This window comes from Bosea sp. ANAM02, from assembly GCF_011764485.1.
Classification (GTDB): domain Bacteria; phylum Pseudomonadota; class Alphaproteobacteria; order Rhizobiales; family Beijerinckiaceae; genus Allobosea.
Genome location: NZ_AP022848.1, coordinates 3,001,676 through 3,027,668, shown reverse-complemented (window position 1 = coordinate 3,027,668; position 25,993 = coordinate 3,001,676). Strand labels below are relative to the sequence as shown.

The window sequence follows — 25,993 nt, the reverse complement described above, 5'->3', positions numbered from 1 at the left end:
TTGCGCCACGCCCTGGCAGGGGCATGGGGACGGCCGGAAGACTCGACTCGCCTTCCGGAAAGGGGCGTTCTATAAAAGAACAAAGAGAGAACAATTGCCGTGCCCCTCATACCGGAAACCGCGCCGACCCTGTCCGACCTTCGCCGCAGCCTCACTGAGGCCGCCCTGCGGAGCGGTCCGGCTGCGACCGGGCGGATCGATCTGGGCGTGTCCGCTCTGGACGAAGTCCTGAATGGCGGGCTCGCGCGGGCGGCGTTGCATGAGGTCTATGCCGCCGAGGTGGCCGATCTCGCCGCCGCGACCGGCTTCGCGCTCGGCCTCGCATTGCGGGCGGGGCAGGCGGAAGAGAAGGCCAGCGACCGCACCATTCTCTGGGCGCGGCAGGATTTCGTCGATGCCGAGGCCGGGCGGCTCCATGCGCCGGGGTTGAACGAACTCGGCCTCGATCCGGCGCGCCTGCTGCTGGTGCGGGCGCGCGACGGCGAGGGCGTGTTGCGGGCTGGGGCCGAGGCGGCGCGCTGCCCTGCGCTGGGTGCCGTGCTGATCGAGCCCTGGGGCGAGCCGCGCCCTTTCGACCTGACGGCAAGCCGCCGCCTGGCTTTGGCGGCGGAGGCTTCGGGCGTGCCGGTGCTGCTGCTGCGCGTCGCGGCGGCCGAGGCGCCGAGCGCGGCGCGCACCCGCTGGCAGGTGAGGGCGCTCGCCTCGCGGGCGCTGGAGGCGAATGCGCCGGGGGCGCCGGCCTTCGCCCTGAGATTGCTGCGCCAGCGCGGCGGCGCGGCCGGGCGTGAGTGGCGTGTGGAGTGGGACCGTGACCGACATTGCTTTGCGGAACGCAGCCTTTTCGATCGAGCCTCCCGGACTGACCATGCCGCGCCGCTATCTCGCCCTCTGGTTCCCCTATCTGGCGACGGACAGGTTGCGGCGGACGGGCGCGATTCCGGCCTCCGGCGCGCCGGCTGAGAAGCCGCATGTCCTGACCGGGATACAGGGCAATGCCTTGCGCATCGTCGATTGCGACCGGCGCGCCGTCGAACTCGGCCTGACGCGGGATATGACGCTCGCCGATGCCCGCGCCCGCATTCCCGATCTCGTCGCGCTGGAGACGCAAGCCCAGGCCGATCACGAATTCCTCGAAGCGCTCGCCGGTTTCTGCGACCGCTTCACCCCGCTGGTCGCGCTCGACGAGCCGCATGGCCTGATGCTCGACATCACCGGCTGCGCCCATCTCTTCGGCGGCGAGGCCGGGCTCGGCAATCTGGCTGCGCGCGCCATGCAGCGCGGCGGCCTTCAGCTCAAGGCTGCCATCGCCGGAACGCCCGACGCGGCCCGTGCCTGCGCCCGCCATGGCCGCGGCGGCATCGTCCCGCCCGGCCAGGAGGAGGCGTGGCTCCGCCCGCTACCGACCGCCGCGCTCGATACCGACGCCGAGACCGTGATCGCGCTCTCCCGCGCCGGCCTCAAGACGCTCGACCATCTCGCGGAGCGGCCGTCTGAGACGCTCTCCGCCCGCTTCGGCGAGGGGCTGGCGGTCAAGCTCCGGCGTATCCTCGGCCATGAGGATCGCCGCATCACGCCGTTGCGCCCGCCGCCCGATTGCGTGGTCGAGCGCCATTTCGCCGAGCCCTTCGCCGATACTGCGAGCCTGGAAGCCGTGGTCGTCAGGCTGATCGGGGAGGCCGCCCGCGTGCTGGAAGCCCGCGGCGAGGGCGGGCGCGTCTTCGAACTCGGTTTCTTCCGCAGCGACGGCGCGGTGCGCCGCCTCGCCATCGAGACCGGCCGCCCGTCGCGCGACGCCAAGGCGCTGCTCCGGCTCTATCGCGAGCGCGTCGAGACCCTGTCCGATCCGCTCGATCCCGGTTTCGGATTCGATGCGATCAAGCTCGCCGTGCCGCTCTGCGAACCGCTCGACACGCCCCAGCACAGCCTCGACGGTCGTGCGGTCGAGGAGGAGGCGGTGGCCGATCTCGTCGACCGGCTCGTCACCCGCTTCGGCCGCGACCGTGTCTTGCGCTTCGTAGCACAGGACACGCACCATCCCGTTCGCGCCGCGAAAGCACTATCGGCCGCCGCGCCGCTGCTGGAGGCCGAATGGTCTACACCCGAGGCGCAGGCCCCCCCGGCCCGCCCGCTCCAGCTCTTCGAGCCGCCTCAGCCCGTCGAGGCCATCGCGGAGGTGCCGGACGGTCCGCCGATCCGCTTCCGCTGGCGCCGCCTCACCCATGACGTCGCCCGCGCCGAAGGCCCCGAGCGCATCGCGCCGGAATGGTGGCGCGACGGCTCGGACGAGCCGATGCGCGACTATTACCGCGTCGAGGATGCGCAAGGTCGCCGCTTCTGGCTCTACCGCATCGGCTTCTACGAGGCCGATGCCGCCCCGCCGCGCTGGTTCCTGCACGGGCTCTTCGCATGATGTGCCAAGCTCGCCAGCCAATCTTTGCCTCAGCCCTCATCCTGAGGAGCCGCGAAGCGGCGTCTCGAAGGATGGTCCAGATGGTTCCGGAGCCTCCTGAAGCACCCTTCGAGACGCGAGCGTTGCCCACTCCTCAGGATGAGGGCTGTGGGGGGCAGGGAGCACATATGCCATGAGCCCCTTCGCCGAACCCGTTGCCGCCACGCATTTTTCCTTCCTGCGCGGCGCCTCGCCCGGGCCGCATATGGTGCTGACGGCGCTGCTGCTCGGCTATTCCGGCATCGGCATCGCCGATCGCAACACGGTGGCGGGCGTCGTGCGGGCCTGGGCAGCGCTGAAGCAGTTGCGCGAGGACGGCCTGCCGGCGCCCGACAAGGTCCGAGAAGGCGGCAGCCCCGGCGAATACTACTGGGCCGAGAACCCCGAATTCGCCGCCCTGCCTTTCACGCCCGAGCAGATGAAGGCGAAGGCGGAGCGCTTCAAGCTCGCGACCGGTACCCGGCTCGTCTTCGCCGACGGCACGCCCGATATCGTCGTCTACCCAGCCAATCGCGCCGGCTGGGGCAGGCTCTGCCGCCTGCTCAGCCATGGCAACCTGAAGGACGGCGTGAGAAAGGGCGAATGCCGGCTCGTCCTCGACGACCTCCTCAACGATGCCCGCGACCTGCTGCTGATCCTGATGCCCGCGCGCAGCCTCGATGGCCTGCCCGCGCTCTTCGCCCGGCTCGACGAGGCCGCGCCCGGCGCGGTCTGGCTCGGCGCCAGCATGCACCGGCGCGGCGACGACCGCCGCCGCCTTGCGCGCCTCAAGAATATCGCTGCGGCGACCCGCACGCCGCTGATCGCGACCAATGACCCGCTCTACGATTCCATCGCCCAGCGCGACCTGCAGGACGTGCTGACCTGCATTCGCGAGGGTACCACGATCGAGCGGGCCGGGCGCCTGCTCGAATCCAATGCCGAGCGCCATCTCAAGCTGCCGCAGGAAATGGCCCGCCTCTTCAGGGATGCGCCCGAGGCGATCGCCGAGACGCAAGCCCTGTTCTCCCGCATCGAGTTCGATCTCGGCCAGCTCAAATACGAATATCCCGACGAACCGATCCCGCCCGGCTGGAAGGATCAGGACTGGCTCGTGGAACTGGTCCGGCGCTGCTGCCTGATCCGCTATCCTCACGGCGTACCGGAAAAGGTCGAGAAGCTGCTGGCCAAGGAACTCGATCTGATCGGAAAGCTCGAATATGCCCGCTATTTCCTCACCATCCGCCAGATCGTCGAATTCGCGAACAGCAAGGGCATTCTCTGCCAGGGCCGCGGTTCGGCCGCCAATTCCGCCGTCTGCTACGTGCTCGGCATCACCGCCGTCGACCCGGCCGAGAACGACGTGCTGTTCGAGCGCTTCATCTCGACCGAGCGCAAGGAGCCGCCCGATATCGACGTCGATTTCGAGCATGAGCGGCGCGAGGAGGTGATCCAGTGGATCTACAAGTTCTATGGCCGTGAGCGCGCCGGCATCGCCGCGACGGTGATCCATTACCGGCCGCGCAGCGCCATCCGCGAGGTCGGCAAGGTGCTGGGCCTGACCGAGGACGTCACCGCCCGCATCGCCGATACCAATTGGGGGAGTTGGGGCAGCGATATCGGCGATGCCCGCGTCCGCCAGGCCGGTCTCGATCCGACCAATCCGACGATCCGCCGCGCCGTCGATTTCGCCACCCGGCTCTTGGGCTATCCCCGCCATCTCTCGCAGCATGTCGGCGGCTTCGTCCTGTCGCGCGGGCGCCTCGACGAGACCGTGCCGATCGGCAACGCCGCGATGGAGGACCGCACCTTCATCGAATGGGACCGCGACGACATCGACGAACTCGGGCTGATGAAGGTCGATGTGCTGGCGCTGGGAATGCTGACCTGCATCCGCAAGGCCTTCGACCTGATCAGGGAGAACGGAGGACAGGATTACGCGCTCGCCGACCTCAAGGATGGCGACGAAGCGACCTACGACATGCTCTGCGAAGGCAAGTCGCTTGGCGTCTTCCAGGTCGAGAGCCGCGCCCAGATGAACATGCTTCCGCGATTGAGGCCGCGGAAATTCTACGACCTCGTCATCCAGGTCGCGATCGTCCGGCCCGGCCCGATCCAGGGCAACATGGTCCATCCCTATCTGAAGCGGCGGGCAGGGATCGAAGACGTGACCTATCCGGCTCCTTCGCCGGATCATGGACGGCCGGACGAGCTCTTCGAAGTCCTGAGCAAGACCGAGGGCGTCCCGCTCTTTCAGGAGCAGGCGATGCGGCTTGCCATGGTCGCCGCCAAATTCTCCGACATCGAAGCCAATGGCTTGCGCAAGGCGATGGCGACATTTCGGAATGCGGGAACGATCGGCAATTACGAGACGATGATGGTCGAGCGCATGGTCGCGCGCGGCTACGAGCGCGACTTCGCCCAGCGCTGCTTCGAGCAGATCAAGGGCTTCGGCAGCTACGGCTTTCCGGAGAGTCACGCTGCTTCCTTCGCCAAGCTGGTCTACATCTCCTCCTTTCTGAAGAAGCATTATCCGGCCGCTTTCGCCGCTGCATTGCTGAATTCCCAGCCGATGGGCTTCTATGCCCCGGCCCAGATCGTGCGGGAGGCGGAGGAAAACGGTGGCGTCGAGGCTCGGCCGGTCGATGTGAATCTGAGTGAGTGGGATAATGGGCTGGAGAACATGGCCGGCCACGCCGCCGTCATCCCGGGCGACCGCAGGGAGACCCGCGATCCATTCCGGAGCACTTCCGATAAAGGCGCGGGGAACCCTCTCCCGGAGGGAGAGGGCAGGGTGAGGGGTAGGCCATTGGACGAGGTGGCGAGGCCTCACCGTCGCGCCGCCGAAATGAGCCTCTCAACTGGTCCAGCGGCCGACACCTCACCCCTACCCCTCTCCTTACAGGAGAGGGGTTCCCCCGGTTCCCGCACTCAAAATGCGGCAGCCGGGTCGGTGAAAAAGCACCCCTTCGCCCTGCGTCTCGGCTTCCGCCAGATCGACGGCTTCAAGGAGGATTGGGGCCTTGCCATAGCGGAGGAGCGGGAAGCGGGCGGCCCCTATCGCGATGTCGAGGAGCTGATGCGCCGTGCGGATCTTCCAGCCCGCGCCATGCGCCTGCTCGCCGATGCCGATGCCTTGCGCTCGCTCGGGCTGGATCGCCGCGAGGCGCTCTGGGCTATCAGGCGCCTGCCGGACGATTCCGCGCTACCGCTCTTCCAGGCCGCGCAGGCGCGCGAGCTGGGCTCGGAACGCAGCATGGCGCTACCGGTCATGCCGCTGGCCGAACATATCGTCGCCGATTACCAGACCGTTCGCCTTTCGCTGAAGGGGCATCCGATGCAGCTTCTGCGTCCACGCTTCCGGCGTGAGGGCGTGCTGAGCTGCGCCGAGACCGAGGCGAAGCCCGATGCCGCCTTCGTCCGCACCGCCGGAATCGTGCTGGTGCGCCAGCGGCCGGGCAAGGGCAACGCCATCTTCGTCACGCTGGAGGACGAGACCGGCATCACCAATGTCGTGATCTGGGCGCGCCTGTTCGAGCGCTTCCGTCGCGAGGTCATGGGCGCGCGGTTGATGCTGGTCGAGGGCCGGGTGCAGAAGAGCGTCGAGGGCGTCACCCATCTTATGGCGCAGCGCATCGCCGACCGTTCGATCGACCTGCTCTCGCTCTCGGACACGCATCGCGCCGAGGTGCCGATGCCCATCGACGAACTCAAGAACCCGCCGCTGCCGCGCCATCGCCACCCGCGCAATGTGCGCATCCTGCCGAAATCGCGGGATTTCCATTGAATGGCGGAGATCTTGCCTCGTCCTTTCCACCCCCGCGGGTCATCCTGGGCGAGCGCAGCGAGACCCGGGATCCATGCCGGAACCTGGATCGGAAGCGCTCCGGCATGGGGTCGGATCGGCGCCGCGTCGCGGCTTGTCCGGGATGACGGCGAGGAGGGGGCTAGGGCGGAGCCTCCCTCTAAGGGAGGGGCATCATCGTCCGCCAAAACAAACTTCTCCAATGGAAGTGAAATAAGAAAAAACACGCTACATGCTGTAAATTGAACCTTGGCCGCCATGGGTATAAGTGGTTCGTTCGATTTACCGAACAGGCGGCCAGGACCATGGCGAACGGCTTCGGCGCGGACGACCCCACTACGAAGACACCGCCAGAGGCGCTGCTGGCGCAACGTGCGGCCGCGCTCGATGCGTCCTTCGGCAAGGCGGACGTTCCCGCGCGCCTTGCCGGCATCGTCGCGGAAGCGAACGGGCGGGTGGTCTTCACCACCTCTTTCGGCCTCGAAGACCAGGTCCTCACCCATTTCATCGCGGCGGCGAAGCTGCCGGTCACCTTCGCCACGCTCGATACCGGCCGGCTTTTCTCCGAGGTCTACGCGCTCTGGCAGGAGACCGAGGAGCGTTACGGCATCCTGATCCGCCCGTACTACCCGCGCCATGACACGCTCGAGCTTCATGTCCGCCAGAACGGCATCAACGGCTTCTATGCCTCGCGTGACGCCCGCAAATCCTGCTGCGACATCCGCAAGGTCGAGCCGCTCGGCCGGGCGCTTGCCGGTGCCTCGATCTGGCTGACCGGCTTGCGCGCCGACCAGTCGGCCGCGCGGGGCGGCGTGAAGCTGGCGGAAGCCGATGCGGCGCGCGGCCTCGTCAAGGCGAGCCCGCTGATCGACTGGACGCGCGAGCGCGCGCTCGCCTTCGCGCAGGAGAACGGCGTGCCGATCAACCCGCTGCACGCGCAGGGTTTCGTCTCGATCGGCTGCCAGCCCTGCACCCGCGCCATCAGCCCCGGCGAGCCCGAGCGGGCCGGACGATGGTGGTGGGAGGATGACGCGGCCAGGGAATGCGGCCTGCATGTCGGACAGGACGGCAAGCCGGCGCGCGCCCAGGCCGCGCCGGTGGAGGTGCACCAGTGATCCAGCTCAGCCATCTCCAGAAGCTCGAAGCCGAAGCGATCTTCATCATCCGCGAGGTCGTGGCGACCTGCGACAAGCCGGTGCTGCTCTATTCGATCGGCAAGGACTCCGCCGTCCTGCTGCATCTCGTGATGAAGGCCTTCTACCCGGCCAGGCCGCCTTTCCCGCTGCTCCATGTCGATACGACCTGGAAATTCCGCGAGATGATCGCCTTCCGCGACGAGACCGCGAAGCGCCTCGGGCTCGATCTCATCGTCCATATCAACCGCGAGGGCGTCGAGGCCGGGATCAATCCCTTCGCCTCCGGCTCGCGCGTCCATACCGACGTGATGAAGACGCAAGGGCTGAAACAGGCGCTCGACCTCCACAGGTTCGACGCGGCTTTCGGCGGTGCGCGGCGCGACGAGGAGAAGAGCCGGGCCAAGGAGCGAGTCTTCTCGCTGCGCTCGCCGGAGCATCGCTGGGACCCGAAGAACCAGCGCCCGGAGCCCTGGCAGCTTTTCAACACCCGCAAGCATCGCGGCGAGAGCTTTCGGGTGTTTCCACTGTCCAATTGGACCGAACGCGACGTCTGGGACTATATCGCGCTGGAGAACATCCCGGTCGTGCCGCTTTATTTCGCGGCGCCGCGCCCGGTCGTCCGGCGCGACGGTGCCTGGATCATGCGCGACGACGAGCGCATGGAACTGCACCCCGGCGAGACCGTCGAGACGCGCATGGTCCGCTTCCGCACGCTCGGCTGCTACCCGCTGACAGGAGCCGTCGAAAGCGAGGCGGCGAACCTCACCGACATCATCGCCGAGATGCGCGCGTCGCGATCCTCCGAGCGGCAGGGCCGCGTCATCGACCATGACGGCTCGGGCTCGATGGAGCATAAGAAGCAGGAAGGCTATTTCTGATGGGCTTCGCGCTCGCCAAAAAGAAGACACCGAAGCCGGTGCAGGCTCTGCTTCCGGCCAATGATACGCCGGCCGCCTCCGAAACCGGCCAGCACTCGCTGCTGCGCTTCATCACCTGCGGCTCGGTCGATGACGGCAAGTCGACCTTGATCGGCCGCATGCTCTACGAGGCCGGCGCGGTCTTCGACGACCAGCTCAGCGCGCTCGACAGCGATTCCCGCAAGTTCGGAACGCAAGGCGAGGCGCCGGATTTCGCGCTGCTGGTCGACGGTCTTTCGGCCGAGCGCGAGCAGGGCATCACCATCGACGTCGCCTATCGCTATTTCGCCACGGACAAGCGCAGCTTCATCGTCGCCGATACGCCCGGCCACGAGCAGTATACCCGCAACATGGCGACCGGCGCCTCCACCGCCGATCTCGCCATCATCCTGGTCGATGCACGCAAGGGTCTGCTGCCGCAGACGCGGCGGCACTCCTTCATCGTCTCGCTGGTCGGCGTCCGCCATGTCGTGGTCGCCATCAACAAGATGGATCTCGTCGGCTATGACGCCACCGTCTTCGAGCGGATCGCGAGCGATTACCGCGCGGCGGTGCAGAGCCTCGGCTTCGCCTCGATCCGCTTCATTCCGGTTTCGGCCCGTGACGGCGAGAACGTCATGCGGCCGTCAGCGCTGATGCCCTGGCATGACGGCCCGGCGCTGCTGCCCTATCTCGAAAGCGTCGCGATCGCACGCGCCGCATCGACCGACGAAGGCTTCGTCCTGCCGGTGCAATGGGTCAACCGGCCCGATCTCGACTTCCGCGGCTATGCAGGCACGCCCGTTGCCGGGCGCGCCCGCGTCGGCGATCCCGTGGTGGCGCTGCCCTCCGGCCGCACCAGCCGGATCGCGCGCCTGATCGGCGCTGCCGGCGACGCTAGCCAGATCGCTGCCGGCCAGGCCGCGACGGTGACGCTGGAGGACGATATCGACATCTCGCGCGGCGATGTCATCGCTGCAGCGGGCTCGGCGCTTCCGGTGAGTCGTGGTCTCAGGGCGCGCCTGCTCTGGACCGGCGAGCGCGCCCTGCGCGAAGGCGGCCAGTTCCTGGTGAAGCTCGCGACGCAGAGCGCCAATGCCACCGTCGAGGCGCTGCATCACAGCATCGACATCGAGGGCTTCCAGCCGCTCCCGGCGCAGAGCCTGGGCATGAACGGCATCGGATCGGTGACGCTGCGCCTCGATCGGCCGCTGGTCTCCTTGCCCTATGCGAGGAGCCACGAGCTCGGCGGATTCATCCTGATCGACCGCATCGGCAACGAGACGGTGGCCTTCGGCTTCGTCGAGCCGGTTGAGGGGGCTGTCCGGCAGGCCGTGGGCGAGGGTGGGACGCTTGCGTGGGCGAAGCGTGGCGCCGTTCGCATCGTCGGGCGGCCGGGTACGCCGGACCGCCGGGCCTGGCTTGCCGGCGTGAGCTGGCGCGTCGTGAGCACGGCTGGGCTCTTCGCGGCGGCCTTCGCGTTGACGGCAAACGTCCCGGCTTCGCTCGGGCTCGCCTTCGGCGACATCCTGCTGCGCCCCGGTCTGCGGGCGCTGCATATGCGACTCTGGCGCAAGGCGCCGACAGGCACCTTGCAGGATGGCGCTGGGATTTGACGGCAGTCAGCCTTTCTTCCCCTTGTCATTCCGGGGCGCGCCATAGGCGCGAACCCGGAATCCACGACTGGGTGAGACATCCGATGCCGCGTGACAGGCCATTCACCCGGTCGTGGGATCCGGGTTCTCGCTGCGCGAGCCCCGGAATGACAGCCTGGGCTCCGGGTTCAGCTCGACAACCGTGACCTAGCCCCCGACGACCGCTGTCGCCTCAATCTCCAGCAGCGCCTCCGGCTCGACCAGCGCGGTCACCGCGACCACCGCCATAGCCGGGAAATGTCGGCCGAAGACTTCTCGATAGACCGGCCCCATCTCCTTGAGGCTGGCGCGATAGGTCGCGATATCCGTGACGTACCAGGTCAGGCGCACGATATCCTCGATGCGCCCGCCACCGGCCTCGACCACGGCACGGATATTGAGGAAGGTCTGGCGCAACTGGCCGATGAAGCCCTCGGCGAAGACACCTTGCGCGTCCCAGCCGACGAGGCCGCCGGTGACCAGCACGCGGCCTTCCGCCACCATGCCGTTGGCATAGCCGCGCGGCTGCGGCCAGCCTTCGGGCAGGATGGCGCGGGATCGGGAATGATCGGACATGGCGTATCGCCTCGGTTTCGGCCGTTCAGGCTCTGTAGGAAGATGGATCAGCTCTCGCCCTGCGCGATCTGGCGCAGCGCGAAGCGTTGCAGCTTGCCGGTTGCGGTCTTCGGCAGGGCATCGACGAATTCGATGGCACGCGGGTACTTATAGGGCGCGATACCGGCCTTCACATGCTCCTGCAGCAGCTTGACCAGCGCCGTGTCGCCCGTGATGCCTTCGCGCAGCACAACATAGGCCTTCACGATCTGCCCGCGCTCGGGGCAGGGCGCGCCGACCACGCCGCATTCGGCCACGGCCTCATGCGTCAACAGGCAGGCTTCAACCTCGGGGCCGGCAATATTGTAGCCGGCCGAGACGATCATGTCGTCGGAACGGGCCTGATACCAGAAATAGCCGTCCGCATCGCGCAGATAGGTGTCGCCGGTAATGTTCCAGCCGTTCAGAACATAGACCGCCTGGCGCGGATCGGCGAGATAGCGGCAGCCCGTCGGGCCGCGTACGGCGAGGCGACCGGGCGTGCCGTCCGGCACGTCGCGCCCCTCGGAATCGACGATCTTCGCCTCGTAGCCCGGCACCGGAATCCCGGTCGAGCCCGGCCGGATCGCCTCGCGCGGCGCGCCGATGAAGATATGCAGCATCTCGGTCGCGCCGATGCCGTCGAGCAGCTTCATGCCGGTCCGCGCCTGCCAGGCGTCGAAGGTCGCCTTGGGCAGCGCCTCGCCGGCCGAGACGCAGATGCGGAGCGAGGCGATGTCGCGCCCGTCGAGCTTGTCGAGCATGGCGCGATAGGCCGTCGGCGCGGTGAAGACGACGCTGACCTTGTGGCGCTCGACCGCGTCGATCAGGTCGGCCGAGCCGGCTTTTTCGGGCAGCACCATCGCGGCGCCGATCCGCATCGGGAAGAGCACGAGCCCGCCGAGCCCGAAGGTGAAGGCGAGCGGCGGCGAGCCGGTGAAGCGGTCATCGGCTGAGGCCTTCAGCACGCGCGCGCCGTAGCAATCGCAGATCGCCAGCATGTCCTGATGGAAATGCATCGTGCCCTTGGGCTCGCCCGTGGTGCCGGAGGTGAAGGCGATCAGGCAGACATCGTCGCGCGCCGTGTCGCAGGCCTCGAAATGTGCGTAGCCCGCTTGCGCCATCAGGGCTTCCAGCTCGCTGCCGGCGCCGCCGAAGGCGACGATGCGGTCAAGCTCCGGCACCTGTCCCTTGGCGCCTTCCAGTTCGGCGGTGAGGCGGTGGTCGCAGAGCGCGAGCGCGATCCTGGCCTTGCGCAGCGGATAGGCGAGCTCGCCCGCCCGCAGCATCGGCATGGTCGCGACGGCGACGCCGCCGGCCTTGATCACGGCGAGATAGGCCGCGACCATCATCGGCGTATTGCCGGCGCGCAGCAGCACGCGGTTGCCGGCGACCATGCCGAGATCGCGCGTCAGCACATTGGCGATGCGGTTCACCTTGTCCGCGAGGTCCGCATAGCTCCAGTGCAGGTCGCTGGCGATCACAGCCGTGCGTCCGCCGCGCCCCTCGGTGATGTGCCGGTCGAGCAGCTCCGCGACGCAGTTCAGCCGCTCGGGATAGGTGAGCCCCGCCTCTTCCACTCTCAGATCGGGCCAGCTTGCGCGCGGCGGCAGATTGTCTCGCGCGAAGCTGTCCTTATGCCCCGATCTCGCGAATCCGGTTGCTGTCATTCCGTTCCCCTGCCTAGAGCCGGATCCGATCGGGCCGCTGACCCGATCGGTGAATCCGCCTCTAATTATTGATTGGAGAACGCGTTATCCGATCAGGTTGCAGTGCAACCTGATCGGCGCGTGCTCCAGCGGCATGTGCTTTCAGGAGGTCGCGCGCGATCACGACCTTCTGGACCTCGCTCGCACCCTCGTAGATGCGCAGCGCCCTGATCTCCCGGTACAATTCCTCCACCTTGACGCCCTTTGTGACACCGAGCCCGCCATGGATCTGGACGGCCCGGTCGATCACGTTCTGGGCGTTCTCGGTCGCGACGAGCTTGGCCAGCGCCGCCTCGCGGGTGACGCGAGCCGCGCCGCGATCCTTGGTCCAGGCGGCGCGATAGACCAGCAGGGCTGCGGCATCGACTTCCGCCGCGCTGTCGGCGATCGCCGCCTGCGAAAGCTGGAGGTCGCCGAGCGTGCCGCCGAAGAGCTTGCGGCCATTGGCGTGCTCAAGCGTCTCGTGCAGTGCGCGCCTTGCGAAGCCGAGCGCGGCGGCGCCGACCGTCGAGCGGAAGATGTCGAGCGTCGCCATCGCGACCTTGAACCCGTCGCCCGGCCCGCCGATACGATTCCCGAGCGGCACGCGGCAACCCTCGAAGCGCAGGGTCGCGAGCGGATGCGGCGCGATCACCTCGATCCGCTCGGCGACGGTCAGGCCCAGCGTGTCGGCCTCGACCAGGAAGGCGGAGAGCCCGCGGGCGCCAGGCGCCTCGCCGGTGCGGGCGAAGACGACGTAATGGTCTGCGATGCCGCCATTCGAGATCCAGCTCTTCTCGCCGTCGATGCGGACATGGGATGCGCCGTCCGGCGTCGCGGTCGTCGCCATCGCGGCGACGTCGGAGCCGGCCTCCTTCTCGGAGAGGGCGAAGGCGGCGATGCGCTTGCCGGCCGCGACATCCGGCAGGATGCGCCGCCTCATCGCCTCCGAACCCGCGATGCTGATCGAGCCGGTGCCGAGCCCCTGCATGGCGAAAGCGAAGTCGGCGAGCCCGTCACGCGCCGCCAGGATTTCGCGGGCGAGGCAGAGCGTGCGGACATCGAGCTTGTCGTTGAGCCCGCCATAGGCCGCCGGCACCGCGGCCTTCAGGAAGCCCGCCGCACCCAAAGCCGCGACGCGCGCCCGGCAGGCCTCGTCCACGTCGTCGTGGGGAAGGTCGGCGAGGTAGGAATCGGCCCATCCGGAAAGCTCTGCGGCGAAGGCGCGGTGCTTCTCCTCGAAGAACGGCCAGTCCAGCGTATCGCCGAGGATGTCGAGGCCGAGGGGAGAAGCGCTGCCCATCTCAGTTGCCCTCGAAGACCGGCTTCTGCTTCGCGGCGAAGGCGTGATAGGCGCGGGAAAAATCCTCGGTCTGCATGCACAAGGCCTGCGCCACGGCCTCGGCCTCGATCGCGCTCTCGACCGACATCGCCCATTCCATTTCGAGCATGCGCTTGGTCATGGCATTGGCGAAGGTGGGGCCATCGGCCAGCTCGGCGGCGAGCGCCTGCGCATCCGCCAGCACGGCTTCAGCCGTGCAAATGCGGTTGAGGAAGCCCCAGCGCTCGGCTTCTTCGCCCCTGAGCACGCGGCCGGTATAGAGCAATTCGGCGGCACGGCCCTGGCCGATGATCCGTGGCAGCATCGCGCAGGCGCCCATGTCGCAGCCGGCGAGCCCGACGCGGTTGAACAGGAAGGCGATCTTGCTGCCGGCCGTGCCGAGCCGCAGGTCGGAAGCCATGGCGACGATGGCGCCGGCCCCGGCGCAGACGCCGTCGATCGCGGCGACGATCGGCTGCGGGCAGGCCCGCATCGCCTTGACCAGATCGCCGGTCATGCGGGTGAACTTGAGCAGGTCCTTGGTCTCCATCGCGACCAGCGGGCCGATGATCTCGAACACGTCGCCGCCCGAGGAGAAATTGCCGCCGGCGCCGGTGACGACGATCGCCTTGACCTCCTCCTCCTTCTGCGCGGCGAGGAAGAAATCCGTGAGTTCGCGGTAGCTTGCGAAGGTCAGCGGATTCTTTTTCTCAGGCCGGTTTAGCGTCACCGTCGCGACCTTGCCGGAGACCGAGAGGCTGAAATGCTCCGGCGCGAAGCCCGCGAGCGGCAGGATGGTGGCATTGGCGATCTGGGCCATCAGGCATCTCCCTTGGCGGCTTGGTCGGTCCGCCCCGCGATGGCGCGATGCAGCGAGCTCTTGGTCTGCCCGAGCAGCCGGAAGAGTTGCGCGATCTCGGCCTGGTCGAGCCCGGCGAAGAGTTCGGCGATCCAGTCCTCATGGCGCTCGGCCATGGCGCGGAAGACCTTGCGGCCCTGTGCGGTCAGCGTGAGAATCTGCACGCGCCGGTCCTGCGGGGCAGAGCGTTTGTCGACGAGCCCGTCGGTGACGAGCCCGGCGACGACGGCGGTGACGTTGCCGTTCGAGACCATCAGGCGCTGCGAGACCTCGCCGACCGTCATGCCGACGGCGGTCTTGTCGAGCTGCGCCATCAGGTCGAAGCGCGGCAGCGTCGTCCTGAACTCCTCGCGCAGGCGGTTGCGAATCTCCGTCTCGATCAGGGTCGAGCAGGTCAGCATCCGCAGCCAGAGGCGCAGCTCGTCCTTGTGATCGCCGGGGCGCTCGCTCGCCTTGGTCTCGCGGTCGAGGATCAGGGAAGAGGAGGGCGTCTCCATCTCAGAACTCCCCGCCATTGACCATCAGTGACTGGCCGGTGACAGCATCGCTGCCCGGCCCGCAGAGATAGAGCACGGCGGCTGCGACCTCTTCCGGCGCGATCAGGCGGCCCTGCGGATTGTCCTTGATCATGGCCGCCAGCGCCTCTTCGCGGCTCTTGCCGGTCTTGTTGGCGACATTGTCGATGCCGGCCGTCGCCATATCGGTATCGGCATAGCCGGGACAGACCGCGTTGACGGTGACGCCGGAGCGCGCCGTCTCCAGCGCCAGCGACTTCACCAGCCCGACAACGGCATGCTTCGCCGCCGTATAGGCGCTGACATAGGGATAGCCGCGATGTCCGGCCGTGGAGGCGATGGCGATCAGGCGGCCGCGGCGATGCTCCAGCATGGCCGGCAGCGTGGCGTGGAACAGGTTCACCGTGCCGATCAGGTTGATGTCGAGCATCCGGCGGAAGCGCTCGCTGTCGCTGCGCATGAACGGGCCGGTCTCGACCGCCCCCGCATTGGCGACGGCGATGTCGAAGGCATGCTGGCGGGAGAGCTTGTCCAGAGCCGCGGAGACCGAAGCCTCGTCGCGCACGTCGCAGGCCGCGCAATCGGCTGCGACGCCGGCCGCGACGGCCTCCTTCAAGGTCGCCTCGTCGCGCCCGAGGATGCTGACCACCGCGCCGGCTTGCGTCAGCCCGGCAGCGATGGCCCGGCCGAGGCCGCGCCCGCCGCCCGTAACCAGTGCACGCTGTCCCTGCAATGTCATGGCCGCTCGACCTCCGGCGGCAAATATATTTTAAGTCTGAAGGAATTTGCAAGCGGGCCGACCGAGGCCGGGAGATGGTGCCATCTCGCAGTGCAAAATGCCATGCTGGCAGGGCATTTCGTCGTATGTGACGCCTGCGTGATCGCCAGAGACGCCGCAGAAGTCTCTTGAGTTCAAAAATATTTTAGGCTTAAAATAATTTCTCAAGCTGGGGCAGCCGGTTTCCCGATGGAGGCGTCGATGCGTATCGCGGTCGTGGGCGGAGGGCCGGCGGGGCTCTATTTCGCGCTGCTGATGAAGCGGGACTGGCCGGAGCTGACGGTCGATGTCTTCGAGCGCAACCAGCCCGACGACACCTTCGGCTTCGGCGTCGTGTTCTCGGACCAGACGCTCGACACGTTCAAGGCGGCGGATGCGCAGAGCTACGCCGCGATCCGCGACAATTTCGCCTATTGGGACGATATCGAGATCCGCTTCAAGGGCGACACCTTCCGCGTGCCCGGCAACGGCTTCTGCGGCTGCTCGCGCCGCTCGCTCCTGATGCTGGTCCAGGCGAGGGCGCGCGAGCTCGGCGTCGACCTGCATTTCGGCGAGGAGATCGCCGATATCGAAACGCTGAAGCGGGACTACGATCTCGTCGTCGGCGCCGACGGCATCAACAGCCGCGTCCGCGAGAACTGGCGCGAGCGCTTCCAGCCGCAGACCGACCTGCGCCCGAACCATTTCACCTGGATGGGCTCGACCCGGCCCTTCGACGCCTTCACCTTCTTTTTCAAGGAGACCGAGCACGGGCTCTTCATCGCCCATTGCTACCAGTACGAGGCCGGCCGCTCGACCTGGGTGCTGGAAACCGATCCCGAGACCTTCGCGAAGGCGGGCCTTGGTGCGATGGACGAGGCGCAGTCGGCTGCCTTCCTCGAAGGCGTCTTCGCCGAGGAACTGCAGGGCCACAGGCTCATCACCAACCGCTCGCACTGGCGCAATTTCCCGATGATCCGCTGCCGAAACTGGGTGGTGGAGAACGTCGTGCTGATCGGCGATGCCAAGGCGACGGCGCATTTCTCGATCGGCTCCGGCACCAAGCTCGCGATGGAGGACGCCATCGCGCTGCACAAGGCGATGGGGCAGGCCAAGCTCGACGTATCCGCCGGCCTGAAGCTGTTCGAGACGCAGCGCCGCGAGGAGGTCGAGAAGACCCAGCATGCAGCGGATGTCTCACTCGTCTGGTTCGAGGAGCTGAAGCGCTTCTGGGATTTCGAACCCCTGCGCTTCGCCTTCGGCCTGATGACCCGCTCCAAGGCGATCACCTACGACAATCTGGCGCTGCGGGCGCCGGAAATGGTCGCGGCCGTCGACGGGCTCGTCGCCGATGGCTTGGGCAATCAGGCGAAGCGGCGTAAGGACGGCTCACCCGTGCCGCCCGCCTTCCAGCCGTTCAAGCTGCGCGAGATGCGGGTCGAGAACCGCATGACGCTCTCGCCGATGTGCCAGTATTCCGCGCAGGACGGCCTGCCTGATGATTGGCACCTGATGCATTACGGCTCGCGCGCCATCGGCGGCCCCGGCCTGATCTTCACCGAGATGACCTGCGTCGCGCCCGATGCCCGCATCACCCCCGGCTGCACAGGCCTGTGGAACGATGAGCAGGAAGCCGCCTGGAAGCGGATCGTCGGCTTCGTGCATGCGAATTCCGCCGCGAAGATCTGCCTTCAGCTCGGCCATGCTGGCCGCAAGGGCGCGACCAGGCTGATGTGGGAGGGCATGGACCGGCCGCTGCCGGACGGCGCCTGGCCGATCATCTCGGCTTCGCCGCTGCCCTACTACCCGGAAAGCCAGGTGCCGCGTGAGATGACCCGCGCCGACATGGACCGGGTCAAGGCCGAGTTCGTCGCGTCGGCCGAACGGGGGATGCGCGCCGGCTTCGACATGCTGGAGCTGCATTGCGCCCATGGCTATCTGCTGGCGAGCTTCCTCTCGCCGCTGACCAACAAGCGCACGGACGAATACGGAGGCTCGGTCGAGAACCGTCTGCGCTATCCGCTGGAAGTCTTCCGGGCGCTGCGCGAGGTCTGGCCGCACGAGAAGCCGATCTCGGTGCGCATCTCCGCGACCGACTGGGTCGAAGGTGGCCTCTCGGCGGCGGATTCCGTCGCCATCGCCGAGGCCTTCGCCGCCGAGGGCTGCGACCTCGTCGACGTCTCGACCGGCCAGACCGCACGGGAATCGCGCCCGGTCTATGGCCGCATGTTCCAGACGCCGTTCTCGGACCGCATCCGCAACGAGGCGGAGGTCGCGACCATGTGTGTCGGCAACATCACCACGGCCGATCAGGTCAACACGATCATCGCCGCCGGCCGGGCCGATCTCGTCGCGCTCGGGCGCCCGCATCTGGCCGATCCGTCCTTCGTGCTGCGCGCCGCCGCCTGGTACGGCGTCGACACCGACCAGCCGGTGCAGTATGGGCCCGGCAAGGACCAGCTCATGCGCAACACCCCGCGCGAGCGGCAGGACCTGGAAGAGCTGAAGCTCAAGGCCAAGCCGACCCGGCACGCCGTGGCGAAATAAGGCCGGCTGTTTTTCTCGGGACCTCTGCCGTCATTCCGGGGCGCCCACAGGGCGAGCCCGGAATCCATAACCGCTGCAGCATACCGAAAACGGCATAAGCCTCTCCGCCTCGTCCGGCCACCGCTGTGATTATGAATTCCGGGCTCAAACGTTACGCGCTTGCCCCGGAACGACGGCAGTCATTCCCTCGCGAGATGACCGTGTTTCTCCGCCTATTTCCCCTCGGCGGGGCTCCGGCGCCCGGAGGGCGAGACGTCGGGAATGGTGGGCGGCGCCGGTTCGCGCTCGCCGAACGGATTGGCCGAGGGCGGGTTGCGCCGCAGCCGGAAGGCGAGATAGCCCGCTGCCGCAGCCGAGAGCCCGCCGAGATAGGTGAGAAGCCCGTTCGGCCCGACGGCCTGCATGAAGGCGGCGGAGACCAGGGGGCCGATCGCCGAGCCCACCGCCCAGAGGAAGAGCAGTTGCGCGGAAAGGCCGAGCGCGCGCTCACGGCCGAGCCGGAAGTAGGCATGCGCGACCGCGACCGTGTAGATCGGCATCGAGCCGGCGCCGATCAGGGCGAAAAGCCCGAACATCCAGAAGCGGGCACGCGGCAGGGCGAACCAGAACACGGCCCCGAGCGCCAGCGTGCAGAGCACGACCGAGACCGTGGCGCTGAGCATGATCTTGCGGCTCTCGACCCGGTCGGCCAGCAGGCCGAGCGGCCATTGCAGCACCAGCGCGCCGATCTGGATGCCGGCGGTGAGCAGGATCGCCCAGGCCTGGTCGAGCCCGATCAGGATGCCGTAGGCGGGGGCGACATTGGTCAGCGCGCCGCCCATCAGGCCGACATAGAGGCAGCCGATCACCGAGGCCGGCGCGTATTGCCACATCGTATTGAGGCGCACCGAGACGACTTCGCCCGATTCAGGTCCCTTGGCGCGGGTCATGCCGACCGGGATCAGCGCGATCGAGAAGGTGGCGCTCGCCAGCAGGAAGATGTCGTGCGACTGCAGTGAGACATAGCCGACGCCGATCTGCGAGCCGATCAGCGCCAGGCGGTTGAGGATCTGGTAGAAGCCGAACAGGCGACCGCGCTGGCCGGCCTTGGCCTGGCCGCTGATCCAGCTCTCGATGCAGATCGCGTGGCCGGCCCCGGCAAAGCCCATGCCGAGCCGCGAGATGCCCCAGAAATCCAGCGACGTCAGCGCGAAGCTGAGCGTGAACACGGCCTGCAGCGCTGCGAAGACCGCGAAAGCGCGGATATGCCCGACGCGGCGGATGAAGGCAGGGACCACGAAGCAGCCGGCGAGGAAGCCGACGGAATAGGCCGAGCCGACGAGGCCGATCAGCAGCGGCGCCTTCTGCTCCAGCGCCATCTTCAGCGGCACCACCGTGTTCACGATGGTCGACGCGATCTGCAGGATCAGCGCCCCGCTGACGATCGCGCCGAGCGCTGCGACGGAACTCGTCCTCGGCTCGGCTGGCTGGCTCACGGCGGTCCCGGCCTCCGGCGCAGGTGCGCCGGAATCCCGCGATTCCGGCGGCTGCAGATCCTGCGGTTGCGATGCTTGCGACATATCCGATTCGACGGCCGGTTTGGGAAAAATGGACCAGGATTGCAGCCTCGCCGGAAATGATGGGCCAATCGGGGCAGCCGGCGAAGAATCCTCGTCTTTCTTCCTCCATTCTCCGGACTCGATCGCGCCGTGTTTCGATGGTCTTGCACCCCTGCGCCGAAGCCCGCTCCGCCGCGCGCGAACCGCGAAAAATTATCGATGCGGTTCACCGGCGATTAACCAAGGCGGCGCCTTATCAGTACGGAACGGAATTTGGGTTCTCCCGGCATGCTCGGTCACCTCGCGATGCGTACCGCGCCTCCCTTGCTAGGAGCGCGTGCGGCGACGCTGTGCTCGCGGCCGCCGGGCGTGGCGTAAGCGTATCGAGAGTGCGGCGGATGACCTATGCGACCTATGTACGGGAAGGCGGCGCGCCCTATGTGCGGTCCCGCCGTCGCCGCAGGCCTTTCCTGAAGGGCTTTCTGCTCGCGCTCGCGCTCAGCGGCGGCGCGATGTCCGGCTTCTGGATGCTGGGGCAGGGCGTTCCGGGCCCGGATGCTGGCAGCGCCTCGTCGGCGAACGCCCGCAAGGCTTCGCCCACCCGCCTCGCGCAGCAGCAGGCCCCGGCCTATAGCGGCCTGCTGAATCCCGGCCTGTCGGACGGCAAGGGCTCGCGCTTCGTGCAGGGCGCTCCCGCCCGCTCGGCCTTCCAGCCGGCGGTTCCGTCGTCATCCTCCCTCGCCGCTGCCGCTCCGGCCGAGCCCGCCTTGCCGCTGCCGCCGCAGCCGCCGGTCACGCTCGCGGAAAGGGCCGCGCCCATGCCGGTGCCGCGCCCCCTCGATCTGCTGCCCAAGGCCGAACCCCAGCAGCCGCAGCAGACTCAGCCGCGCGTCGCGCAGCCGACGACGACGCGTCGCAACCGCACGGCGGCCGTCGCGCCGACGCCCGAGGACAACCGCAATTTCTTCGAGAAGCTCTTCGGCGTGCAGAAGCAGGCCGGGCCGGCCGGGACCGCGCTCGCCTATGCCGCGCCGCAGGACGACATCATCGACCGCGGCCGCATCACCCGTCTCAGCCCCTCGACCGGCACGCCGCCGCGCACCGCCGAGGCCGGCACCGCGATCTACGACATCGCCGCCAAGATGGTCTACATGCCGAACGGCGAGCGCCTGGAAGCTCATTCCGGCCTTGGCGAGATGATGGACGATGTCCGCTATGCCCATGTCCGGATGAAGGGCGTCACCCCGCCGCATACCTATACCCTGACCGAGCGCGAGGCCCTGTTCCACGGCGTGCGGGCGATCCGGCTCAACCCCGTCGGCGGCTCGGGCGCGATCCATGGCCGCGCCGGCTTGCTCGCCCATACCTATCTGCTCGGGCCGCGCGGCGACTCGAACGGCTGCATCTCGTTCAAGGAGTACGACCGCTTCCTGCAGGCCTTCCTGCGCGGCGAGGTCAAGCGGATCCGGGTGGTCGCGAGCCTCTGAGGGGAGGGGAGTGGCATTCAGAGCCTGCTGATTTTACACGGAACTACCGCCGTCATTCCGGGGCGAGCGCGTAGCGCTCGAGCCCGGAATCCAGAACCGATGCCGCTCATCGGAGGGGCAATTAAAGCGGAGAGCTTACCTGTCGCAGGGCAATGGTTCTGGATTCCGGGCTCGGACCTACGGCCCGACCCGGAATGACGGCGACGGTTCCGTCAAAACACAGCAGGTCTCATAGGCGCCGTGAGCGGCCGGCCATCCGCAGCGCCACCCCGGTCGCAGCCAGAACGCAGCCGAGCACGAAGGGCGGAACGAAGACCATGAGGGCTTCGGTATCCTCCCAGCGAAAGCGGAAGTCGGAGAAGCCGCAGCCGCCTGAATGCAGGCCGCAGGCGAAGAGGTTCAGCCCGACCCAGCCGGCGAAGGCGACGAGGCAGAGCACTGCCCCACCTCCGATCAGGAGCCAGCTCGCGAGACGCATTCAGGCCGTTCCGTAAAGTGCGGCGCCGTCAGCCGCGCGCGGCTTTCGGCGCCTTCTTCGCGGCCGGCTCGCCCTCGGTCGCCTTCTGGGCAGGCGCCTTCTTCGCAGCAGGCTTCTTCGCCGGTGCCTTGGCCTTGGCTGCACCGGCAGCGGCTTTCGGCTTCCCCTTGCCACCCTTGGCCTCGGCCTTGGCGTTCGCCAGCTCGATCGCCTGTTCGAGCGTGATGCTCTCGGCTGTCATGGTCTTCGGCAAGGTGGCGAAGACCTTGCCCCAGGCGACATAGGGTCCGTAGCGCCCGGCCTTGACCTCAAGCGCCCCGCCATCGGGGTGGTCGCCCAGCGCCCGGCCCGGCGTCGCCGCCGCGCGGCCACGACCGCCGCCGCTTTCCTTGGCGACGATCAGGTCGATGGCACGGTTGGCGCCGAGTTCGAGCACGTCGTCGTCCTTGTCGATATTGGCGTAGACCTTGCCGTGCTGGACGTAAGGCCCGAAGCGCCCGATGCCGACGAGGATCGGCTCGCCGCTCTCGGGATGCCGGGCGACCTCGCGCGGCAGCGAGAGCAGGGCGAGCGCCTTCTCCAGCGTCACGCTTGCCGGGCTCATGCCCTTGGGCAGGCTGGAGCGCTTGGGCTTCTCGCCGTCGCCGAGCTGGATATAGGGGCCGAAGCGGCCGTCGCGCAGCGTGACTTCGAGATTGGTCACCGGGTCGGTGCCGAGGATGCGCACGCCCGGCGCGCCCTGGCCGCCCTCGGCCGAAGCCTCGCCATCGGCGGCCGGGACGGAGAGGGGGCGCGTATAGCGGCATTCCGGATAGTTCGAGCAGCCGACGAAGGCGCCGAACTTGCCGAGCTTCAGCGAGAGCTGGCCGTTGCCGCAGGTCGGGCAGACCCGCGGATCCGAGCCGTCGGCCTTCTTCGGGAAGATATAGTCGCCGAGGATGCCGTTGAGCGCCTCCAGCACGTCGCCGACGCGCAGGTCCTTGGTCTCGCCGATCGAGGCCTGGAACTCGTCCCAGAAGGCACGCAGCAGCGCCTTCCAGTCGATCTCGGCATTCGAGACGCGGTCGAGATTCTCTTCGAGATTCGCGGTGAAGTCGAACTCGACATAGCGCTTGAAGAAGCTCTCCAGGAAGGCTGTGACCAGCATGCCCTTGTCCTCGGGCACGAGGCGCTTCTTCTCGACACGGACATATTCGCGGTCGCGCAAGGTCGAGAGCGTCGCGGCATAGGTCGAGGGCCGGCCGATGCCGAGTTCTTCCATGCGCTTGACCAGGCTCGCTTCCGAGAAGCGCGGCGGCGGCTCGGTGAAATGCTGGTCGGCGGCAATGGCGCGCTTCTCCAGCTTGTCGCCCGACTTCATCGCCGGCAGCTTCTTGGAATCCTCGTCCTCCTCGTCGTCGCGGCTTTCCTGATAGAGCGTCAGGAAGCCGTCGAAGAGCACGACCTGGCCCGAGGCGCGCAGTTCCAGATGGCGGGCTCCGACCCTGGCGGCGATATCGACCGTGGTGCGCTCCATCTCGGCCGATTCCATCTGGCTCGCGATAGTACGCTTCCAGATCAGTTCGTAGAGCTTGGCCTGCTCGGGCTCGAGCTGGCGGGCGACCATGGCAGGCAGGCGGCCGAGATCGGTCGGACGGATGGCCTCGTGGGCCTCCTGCGCGTTCTTGGCCTTGACCGTGTATTTGCGCGGGGCGCTCGGCACGTAGCGGTCGCCGAACTCCTTGCCGATGACGCGGCGCGCCGCCGCAATGGCCGAGCCGTCCATGTCGACGCCGTCGGTCCGCATATAGGTGATGAGGCCGACAGTCTCGCCGCCGATATCGACGCCTTCATAGAGCCGCTGCGCGAGTTGCATCGTCCGCGCCGGGGCGAGGCCGAGCTTGCGCGAGGCCTCCTGCTGCAGCGTCGAGGTCTGAAAGGGCGGCTGCGGATGGCGCTTGACCGGCTTGGCCTCGACTTCGTTGACGGTGAAGAGCGCGGTTTCCAGCGCCGCCTTGAAGGCCTTGGCCTCCTCCTCGTTGCCGATATCGAGACGGGCGATCTTCTTGCCGTCGGCGCCGACGAGCCGGGCCTCGAAGGTCTGGCCGGACGCGGTCGCGAGCGTCGCGACCAGCGACCAGTATTCACGGGCCCGGAAGGCCTCGATCTCGCGCTCGCGGTCGCAGACGAGGCGCAAAGCCACCGACTGCACGCGGCCGGCCGAGCGGGCGCCCGGCAACTTCCGCCACAGCACCGGCGAGAGCGTGAAGCCGACGAGATAATCGAGCGCGCGCCGCGCCAGATAGGCATCGACCAGCGCCTGGTCGATCGCGCGCGGATTGGCCAGCGCCTTCTGCACGGCGTCCTTGGTGACGGCGTTGAAGGTGACGCGCTCGACAGGGATGCCCTTGAGCACACGCTTCTGGTTCAGGGCCTCCAGCACATGCCAGGAGATCGCCTCGCCCTCGCGATCCGGGTCGGTGGCGAGGATCAGCTTCTCGGCGCCCTTCACGGCGCGCGCGATCTCCGCGACCTGCTTGGCGCCGCGGCCCTCGATCTCCCATTTCATGGAGAAGTCGTTGTCGGGCTCGACCGAGCCGTCCTTGGCCGGCAGGTCGCGGATATGCCCGAACGAGGCGATCACCTCGTAGTCGGAGCCCAGATATTTGTTGATCGTCTTGGCCTTGGCCGGCGACTCGACGACGAGGAGCTTCATGATGTTCGTGTCTCGATAACAGCCCTGATCAGAGCGCGGAGCCAGCCCTGATGGACGGTTCCGCGACCCGCAAGACCGCTGCGGTTCGGAAGATGCGCGCGAAAGTGGTTCAGCGCGCCGGCTCTGTCAAACCCCGAATGGATGACGACGACGATCGCCGGCCCGCTGATGCAGCGGTGAGACATGGGGTCGGTCGCCGGCTTTGCAAGGCGGGGGCCTGTTGCTCTGTCGTCATTCCGGGGCTTCGCTTTAGCGAAGAGCCCGGAACCCATGAACATGACGCTGTTCCAGTGGTCGTCATGCTCGCCCTTGTGGCGAGCATCCACGTCTTGAACACCGTCCTCGATCAACGAAGACGTGGATGGTCGGGACAAGCCCGACCATGACGCAACCGTCGTGTTCGTGGGTTCCGGGCTCGCCGCTGCGCGGCGCCCCTGAATGACGGCGAGGTTCGGGGGTAACCGCGGGCCCTCAGCCCCGCGCCGCCACCAGCCGGTCGATGAAGCCGTCGGTCTGGGCGCCGTTGATCCAGCGCAGCACGGCGACGACGTCCTGCTCGGGATCGACCCAGATCACGTTGCTGCCGGCACCGAGCGCCGAGAACGACTTGGCCGGCACGCCCGGACGTGCCGCCAGCCACCAGAGATAGCCGTAATTCGCCAGCGTCGGCGAGGGCGTCAGCATACGCCTGACCCAGTCCCGCGACAGGACCTGCCGGCCGCCCCAGTCGCCCTGCCGGCCGATCAGCAGGCCGAAGCGGGCATGGTCGCGCGCGCCGATGAAGAGCCCGCCGCCCCAATGGCCGCCGCCCGGCACCGACTGGACCCTGCGCCCGTCGATCTCGGTGAAGGAGGTGCTGTAGCCCTCCCAGCGCCAGTCCGGCGAGGCGCCGATCGGGTCCATCACCCGCTCGCGCAGGACCTCCGGCAGCGGCCGGCGAAAGCGTTCGAGCAGCGCATAGGACAGCACGTTCACGCGCACGTCGTTATATTCGTAGAAGGAGCCGGGCGTCTTGAGCTCGCGGCGCTGGCCCTTGCGGCTGTTGTCGGCGCCGGGGCCGATCTGGCGGTTATGGTCGACCTGGTCGGACTTGCCGAAGATCTCGCCTTGCCACTCGCTCGACTGCTGCAGCAGGTGGCGCCAGGTGATCTGGCCGTTATGCGCACCGGCAAAGACGGGGCCGGCGACCGTCTTGCCGACCGGCTCGTCCACGTCCTTGATCAGCCCGTCGTCGAAGGCGATGCCGGCGAGCACCGCGAGATAGCTCTTGGCGATCGAGAAGGTCATGTCGGTGCGGGCGGTGTCGCCCCATTCGACGACGATTCGCCCGCCCTTCAGGATCAGGCCGGCCGGGCCGCCGCGCTCGCTGACCGGGCCGACGATCTCGGTCCAGGGGCCGCGCTCGTTCCACTCGACATTCCCGACATAGCTGCCGTCCGGGTAGTACAGGCTGCGCGGCCAGGGGCTCTCCTGCTCGCGGGCGAAATCCACCGCCGCCTCTAGCCTTTTCGGGTCGAAGCCGGCCTCGGCGGGCGCGATCGTCTGCCAGAGGGCGCCGTCGGGGGCGGGGACGAAGGCATCGGTCGGGCTGGTCAAGGCGGCATCCTCACGCACG

At 67.8% G+C, this 25,993-nt stretch carries 18 protein-coding genes; 8 read left to right on the top strand and 10 right to left on the bottom strand.

Going from position 1 to position 25,993, the window contains the following annotated elements; translation table 11 throughout:
* The first annotated feature begins 99 nt into the window (after positions 1-99).
* The 6 genes from OCUBac02_RS14555 (at position 100) to OCUBac02_RS14530 (ending at position 9,881) form a co-directional block, all read left to right on the top strand.
* On the top strand, positions 100-960 hold the full coding sequence (locus OCUBac02_RS14555; RefSeq protein ID WP_197933272.1) for an ImuA family protein: 861 nt from the start codon (positions 100-102) through the stop codon (positions 958-960).
* Complete coding sequence (locus OCUBac02_RS14550; RefSeq protein ID WP_173046567.1) at positions 866-2,410, top strand: Y-family DNA polymerase; 1,545 nt, start codon at positions 866-868, stop codon at positions 2,408-2,410. The genes OCUBac02_RS14555 and OCUBac02_RS14550 overlap by 95 nt, the downstream gene beginning before the upstream one ends.
* Before the next feature lie 172 nt (positions 2,411-2,582).
* Positions 2,583-6,215 (top strand): error-prone DNA polymerase, encoded by a 3,633-nt coding sequence (locus tag OCUBac02_RS14545; RefSeq protein WP_173046565.1) that lies wholly within the window; start codon positions 2,583-2,585, stop codon positions 6,213-6,215.
* Between the two features lie 323 nt (positions 6,216-6,538).
* Positions 6,539-7,348 carry a phosphoadenylyl-sulfate reductase gene (locus OCUBac02_RS14540; protein ID WP_173046563.1) on the top strand — a complete coding sequence of 270 codons (810 nt, stop codon included), beginning with the start codon at positions 6,539-6,541 and terminating at the stop codon, positions 7,346-7,348.
* Positions 7,345-8,247: a sulfate adenylyltransferase subunit CysD gene (gene cysD, locus OCUBac02_RS14535; RefSeq protein WP_197933271.1), complete on the top strand. Its 903-nt coding sequence runs from the start codon at positions 7,345-7,347 to the stop codon at positions 8,245-8,247. Before OCUBac02_RS14540 ends, cysD begins: the two co-directional genes overlap by 4 nt.
* Complete coding sequence (locus OCUBac02_RS14530) at positions 8,247-9,881, top strand: sulfate adenylyltransferase subunit 1 (protein WP_173046559.1); 1,635 nt, start codon at positions 8,247-8,249, stop codon at positions 9,879-9,881. The genes cysD and OCUBac02_RS14530 overlap by 1 nt, the downstream gene beginning before the upstream one ends.
* 186 nt (positions 9,882-10,067) lie before the next feature.
* Here OCUBac02_RS14530 and OCUBac02_RS14525 read toward each other — a convergent pair whose 3' ends face one another.
* The 6 genes from OCUBac02_RS14525 to OCUBac02_RS14500 all read right to left on the bottom strand — a co-directional run bounded on the left by OCUBac02_RS14525 (position 10,068) and on the right by OCUBac02_RS14500 (position 15,615).
* Positions 10,068-10,475 carry a RidA family protein gene (locus tag OCUBac02_RS14525; RefSeq protein WP_173046557.1) on the bottom strand — a complete coding sequence of 136 codons (408 nt, stop codon included), beginning with the start codon at positions 10,473-10,475 and terminating at the stop codon, positions 10,068-10,070.
* A gap of 47 nt (positions 10,476-10,522) precedes the next feature.
* Positions 10,523-12,163: a benzoate-CoA ligase family protein gene (locus tag OCUBac02_RS14520; protein ID WP_173046555.1), complete on the bottom strand. Its 1,641-nt coding sequence runs from the start codon at positions 12,161-12,163 to the stop codon at positions 10,523-10,525.
* 61 nt (positions 12,164-12,224) lie between these two features.
* A complete protein-coding gene (locus tag OCUBac02_RS14515) occupies positions 12,225-13,484 on the bottom strand; it encodes an acyl-CoA dehydrogenase family protein (protein WP_173046553.1) in 1,260 nt (419 codons plus the stop codon).
* A gap of 1 nt (position 13,485) precedes the next feature.
* On the bottom strand, positions 13,486-14,322 hold the full coding sequence (locus OCUBac02_RS14510) for an enoyl-CoA hydratase family protein (protein ID WP_173046551.1): 837 nt from the start codon (positions 14,320-14,322) through the stop codon (positions 13,486-13,488).
* Positions 14,322-14,858 carry a MarR family winged helix-turn-helix transcriptional regulator gene (locus OCUBac02_RS14505; protein ID WP_244638948.1) on the bottom strand — a complete coding sequence of 179 codons (537 nt, stop codon included), beginning with the start codon at positions 14,856-14,858 and terminating at the stop codon, positions 14,322-14,324. The genes OCUBac02_RS14510 and OCUBac02_RS14505 overlap by 1 nt, the downstream gene beginning before the upstream one ends.
* A gap of 1 nt (position 14,859) precedes the next feature.
* On the bottom strand, positions 14,860-15,615 hold the full coding sequence (locus tag OCUBac02_RS14500) for an SDR family NAD(P)-dependent oxidoreductase (RefSeq protein WP_173046549.1): 756 nt from the start codon (positions 15,613-15,615) through the stop codon (positions 14,860-14,862).
* Positions 15,616-15,855: 240 nt separating this feature from the next.
* Here OCUBac02_RS14500 and OCUBac02_RS14495 point away from each other — a divergent pair, with 240 nt between their 5' ends.
* Positions 15,856-18,180 (top strand): bifunctional salicylyl-CoA 5-hydroxylase/oxidoreductase, encoded by a 2,325-nt coding sequence (locus OCUBac02_RS14495; protein WP_173046547.1) that lies wholly within the window; start codon positions 15,856-15,858, stop codon positions 18,178-18,180.
* A 212-nt stretch (positions 18,181-18,392) separates the two neighbouring features.
* On the opposite strand, the gene OCUBac02_RS14490 is transcribed toward OCUBac02_RS14495, so the two are convergent.
* Entirely contained in the window at positions 18,393-19,655 is a 1,263-nt protein-coding gene (locus tag OCUBac02_RS14490; protein ID WP_173046545.1) for an MFS transporter, read from the bottom strand.
* Between the two features lie 461 nt (positions 19,656-20,116).
* Between OCUBac02_RS14490 and OCUBac02_RS14485 the strand changes: the two genes are divergently transcribed.
* Entirely contained in the window at positions 20,117-21,205 is a 1,089-nt protein-coding gene (locus OCUBac02_RS14485; RefSeq protein ID WP_244638947.1) for a DUF2778 domain-containing protein, read from the top strand.
* A 229-nt stretch (positions 21,206-21,434) separates the two neighbouring features.
* On the opposite strand, the gene OCUBac02_RS14480 is transcribed toward OCUBac02_RS14485, so the two are convergent.
* From OCUBac02_RS14480 to OCUBac02_RS14470, 3 genes are all read right to left on the bottom strand, one after another.
* A complete protein-coding gene (locus tag OCUBac02_RS14480) occupies positions 21,435-21,683 on the bottom strand; it encodes a hypothetical protein (protein ID WP_047580520.1) in 249 nt (82 codons plus the stop codon).
* A 28-nt stretch (positions 21,684-21,711) separates the two neighbouring features.
* Positions 21,712-24,378, bottom strand: a complete 2,667-nt coding sequence (gene topA / locus OCUBac02_RS14475) for a type I DNA topoisomerase (RefSeq protein WP_173046543.1) — start codon at positions 24,376-24,378, stop codon at positions 21,712-21,714.
* A gap of 471 nt (positions 24,379-24,849) precedes the next feature.
* Complete coding sequence (locus OCUBac02_RS14470; RefSeq protein WP_244638946.1) at positions 24,850-25,974, bottom strand: serine hydrolase domain-containing protein; 1,125 nt, start codon at positions 25,972-25,974, stop codon at positions 24,850-24,852.
* Positions 25,975-25,993 lie beyond the last annotated feature (19 nt).

Excerpts from the sequence above, each read along its gene's own strand:
- OCUBac02_RS14550 (WP_173046567.1), top strand. The coding sequence starts at position 866 with ATGCCGCGCCGCTATCTCGCCCTCTGGTTCCCCTATCTGGCGACGGAC.
- OCUBac02_RS14545 (WP_173046565.1), top strand. The coding sequence starts at position 2,583 with ATGAGCCCCTTCGCCGAACCCGTTGCCGCCACGCATTTTTCCTTCCTG.
- OCUBac02_RS14540 (WP_173046563.1), top strand. The coding sequence starts at position 6,539 with ATGGCGAACGGCTTCGGCGCGGACGACCCCACTACGAAGACACCGCCA.
- OCUBac02_RS14530 (WP_173046559.1), top strand. The coding sequence starts at position 8,247 with ATGGGCTTCGCGCTCGCCAAAAAGAAGACACCGAAGCCGGTGCAGGCT.
- OCUBac02_RS14525 (WP_173046557.1), bottom strand. The coding sequence starts at position 10,475 with ATGTCCGATCATTCCCGATCCCGCGCCATCCTGCCCGAAGGCTGGCCG.
- OCUBac02_RS14520 (WP_173046555.1), bottom strand. The coding sequence starts at position 12,163 with ATGACAGCAACCGGATTCGCGAGATCGGGGCATAAGGACAGCTTCGCG.
- OCUBac02_RS14515 (WP_173046553.1), bottom strand. The coding sequence starts at position 13,484 with ATGGGCAGCGCTTCTCCCCTCGGCCTCGACATCCTCGGCGATACGCTG.
- OCUBac02_RS14510 (WP_173046551.1), bottom strand. The coding sequence starts at position 14,322 with ATGGCCCAGATCGCCAATGCCACCATCCTGCCGCTCGCGGGCTTCGCG.
- OCUBac02_RS14505 (WP_244638948.1), bottom strand. The coding sequence starts at position 14,858 with ATGGAGACGCCCTCCTCTTCCCTGATCCTCGACCGCGAGACCAAGGCG.
- OCUBac02_RS14500 (WP_173046549.1), bottom strand. The coding sequence starts at position 15,615 with ATGACATTGCAGGGACAGCGTGCACTGGTTACGGGCGGCGGGCGCGGC.
- OCUBac02_RS14495 (WP_173046547.1), top strand. The coding sequence starts at position 15,856 with ATGCGTATCGCGGTCGTGGGCGGAGGGCCGGCGGGGCTCTATTTCGCG.
- OCUBac02_RS14485 (WP_244638947.1), top strand. The coding sequence starts at position 20,117 with ATGACCTATGCGACCTATGTACGGGAAGGCGGCGCGCCCTATGTGCGG.
- OCUBac02_RS14480 (WP_047580520.1), bottom strand. The coding sequence starts at position 21,683 with ATGCGTCTCGCGAGCTGGCTCCTGATCGGAGGTGGGGCAGTGCTCTGC.
- topA (WP_173046543.1), bottom strand. The coding sequence starts at position 24,378 with ATGAAGCTCCTCGTCGTCGAGTCGCCGGCCAAGGCCAAGACGATCAAC.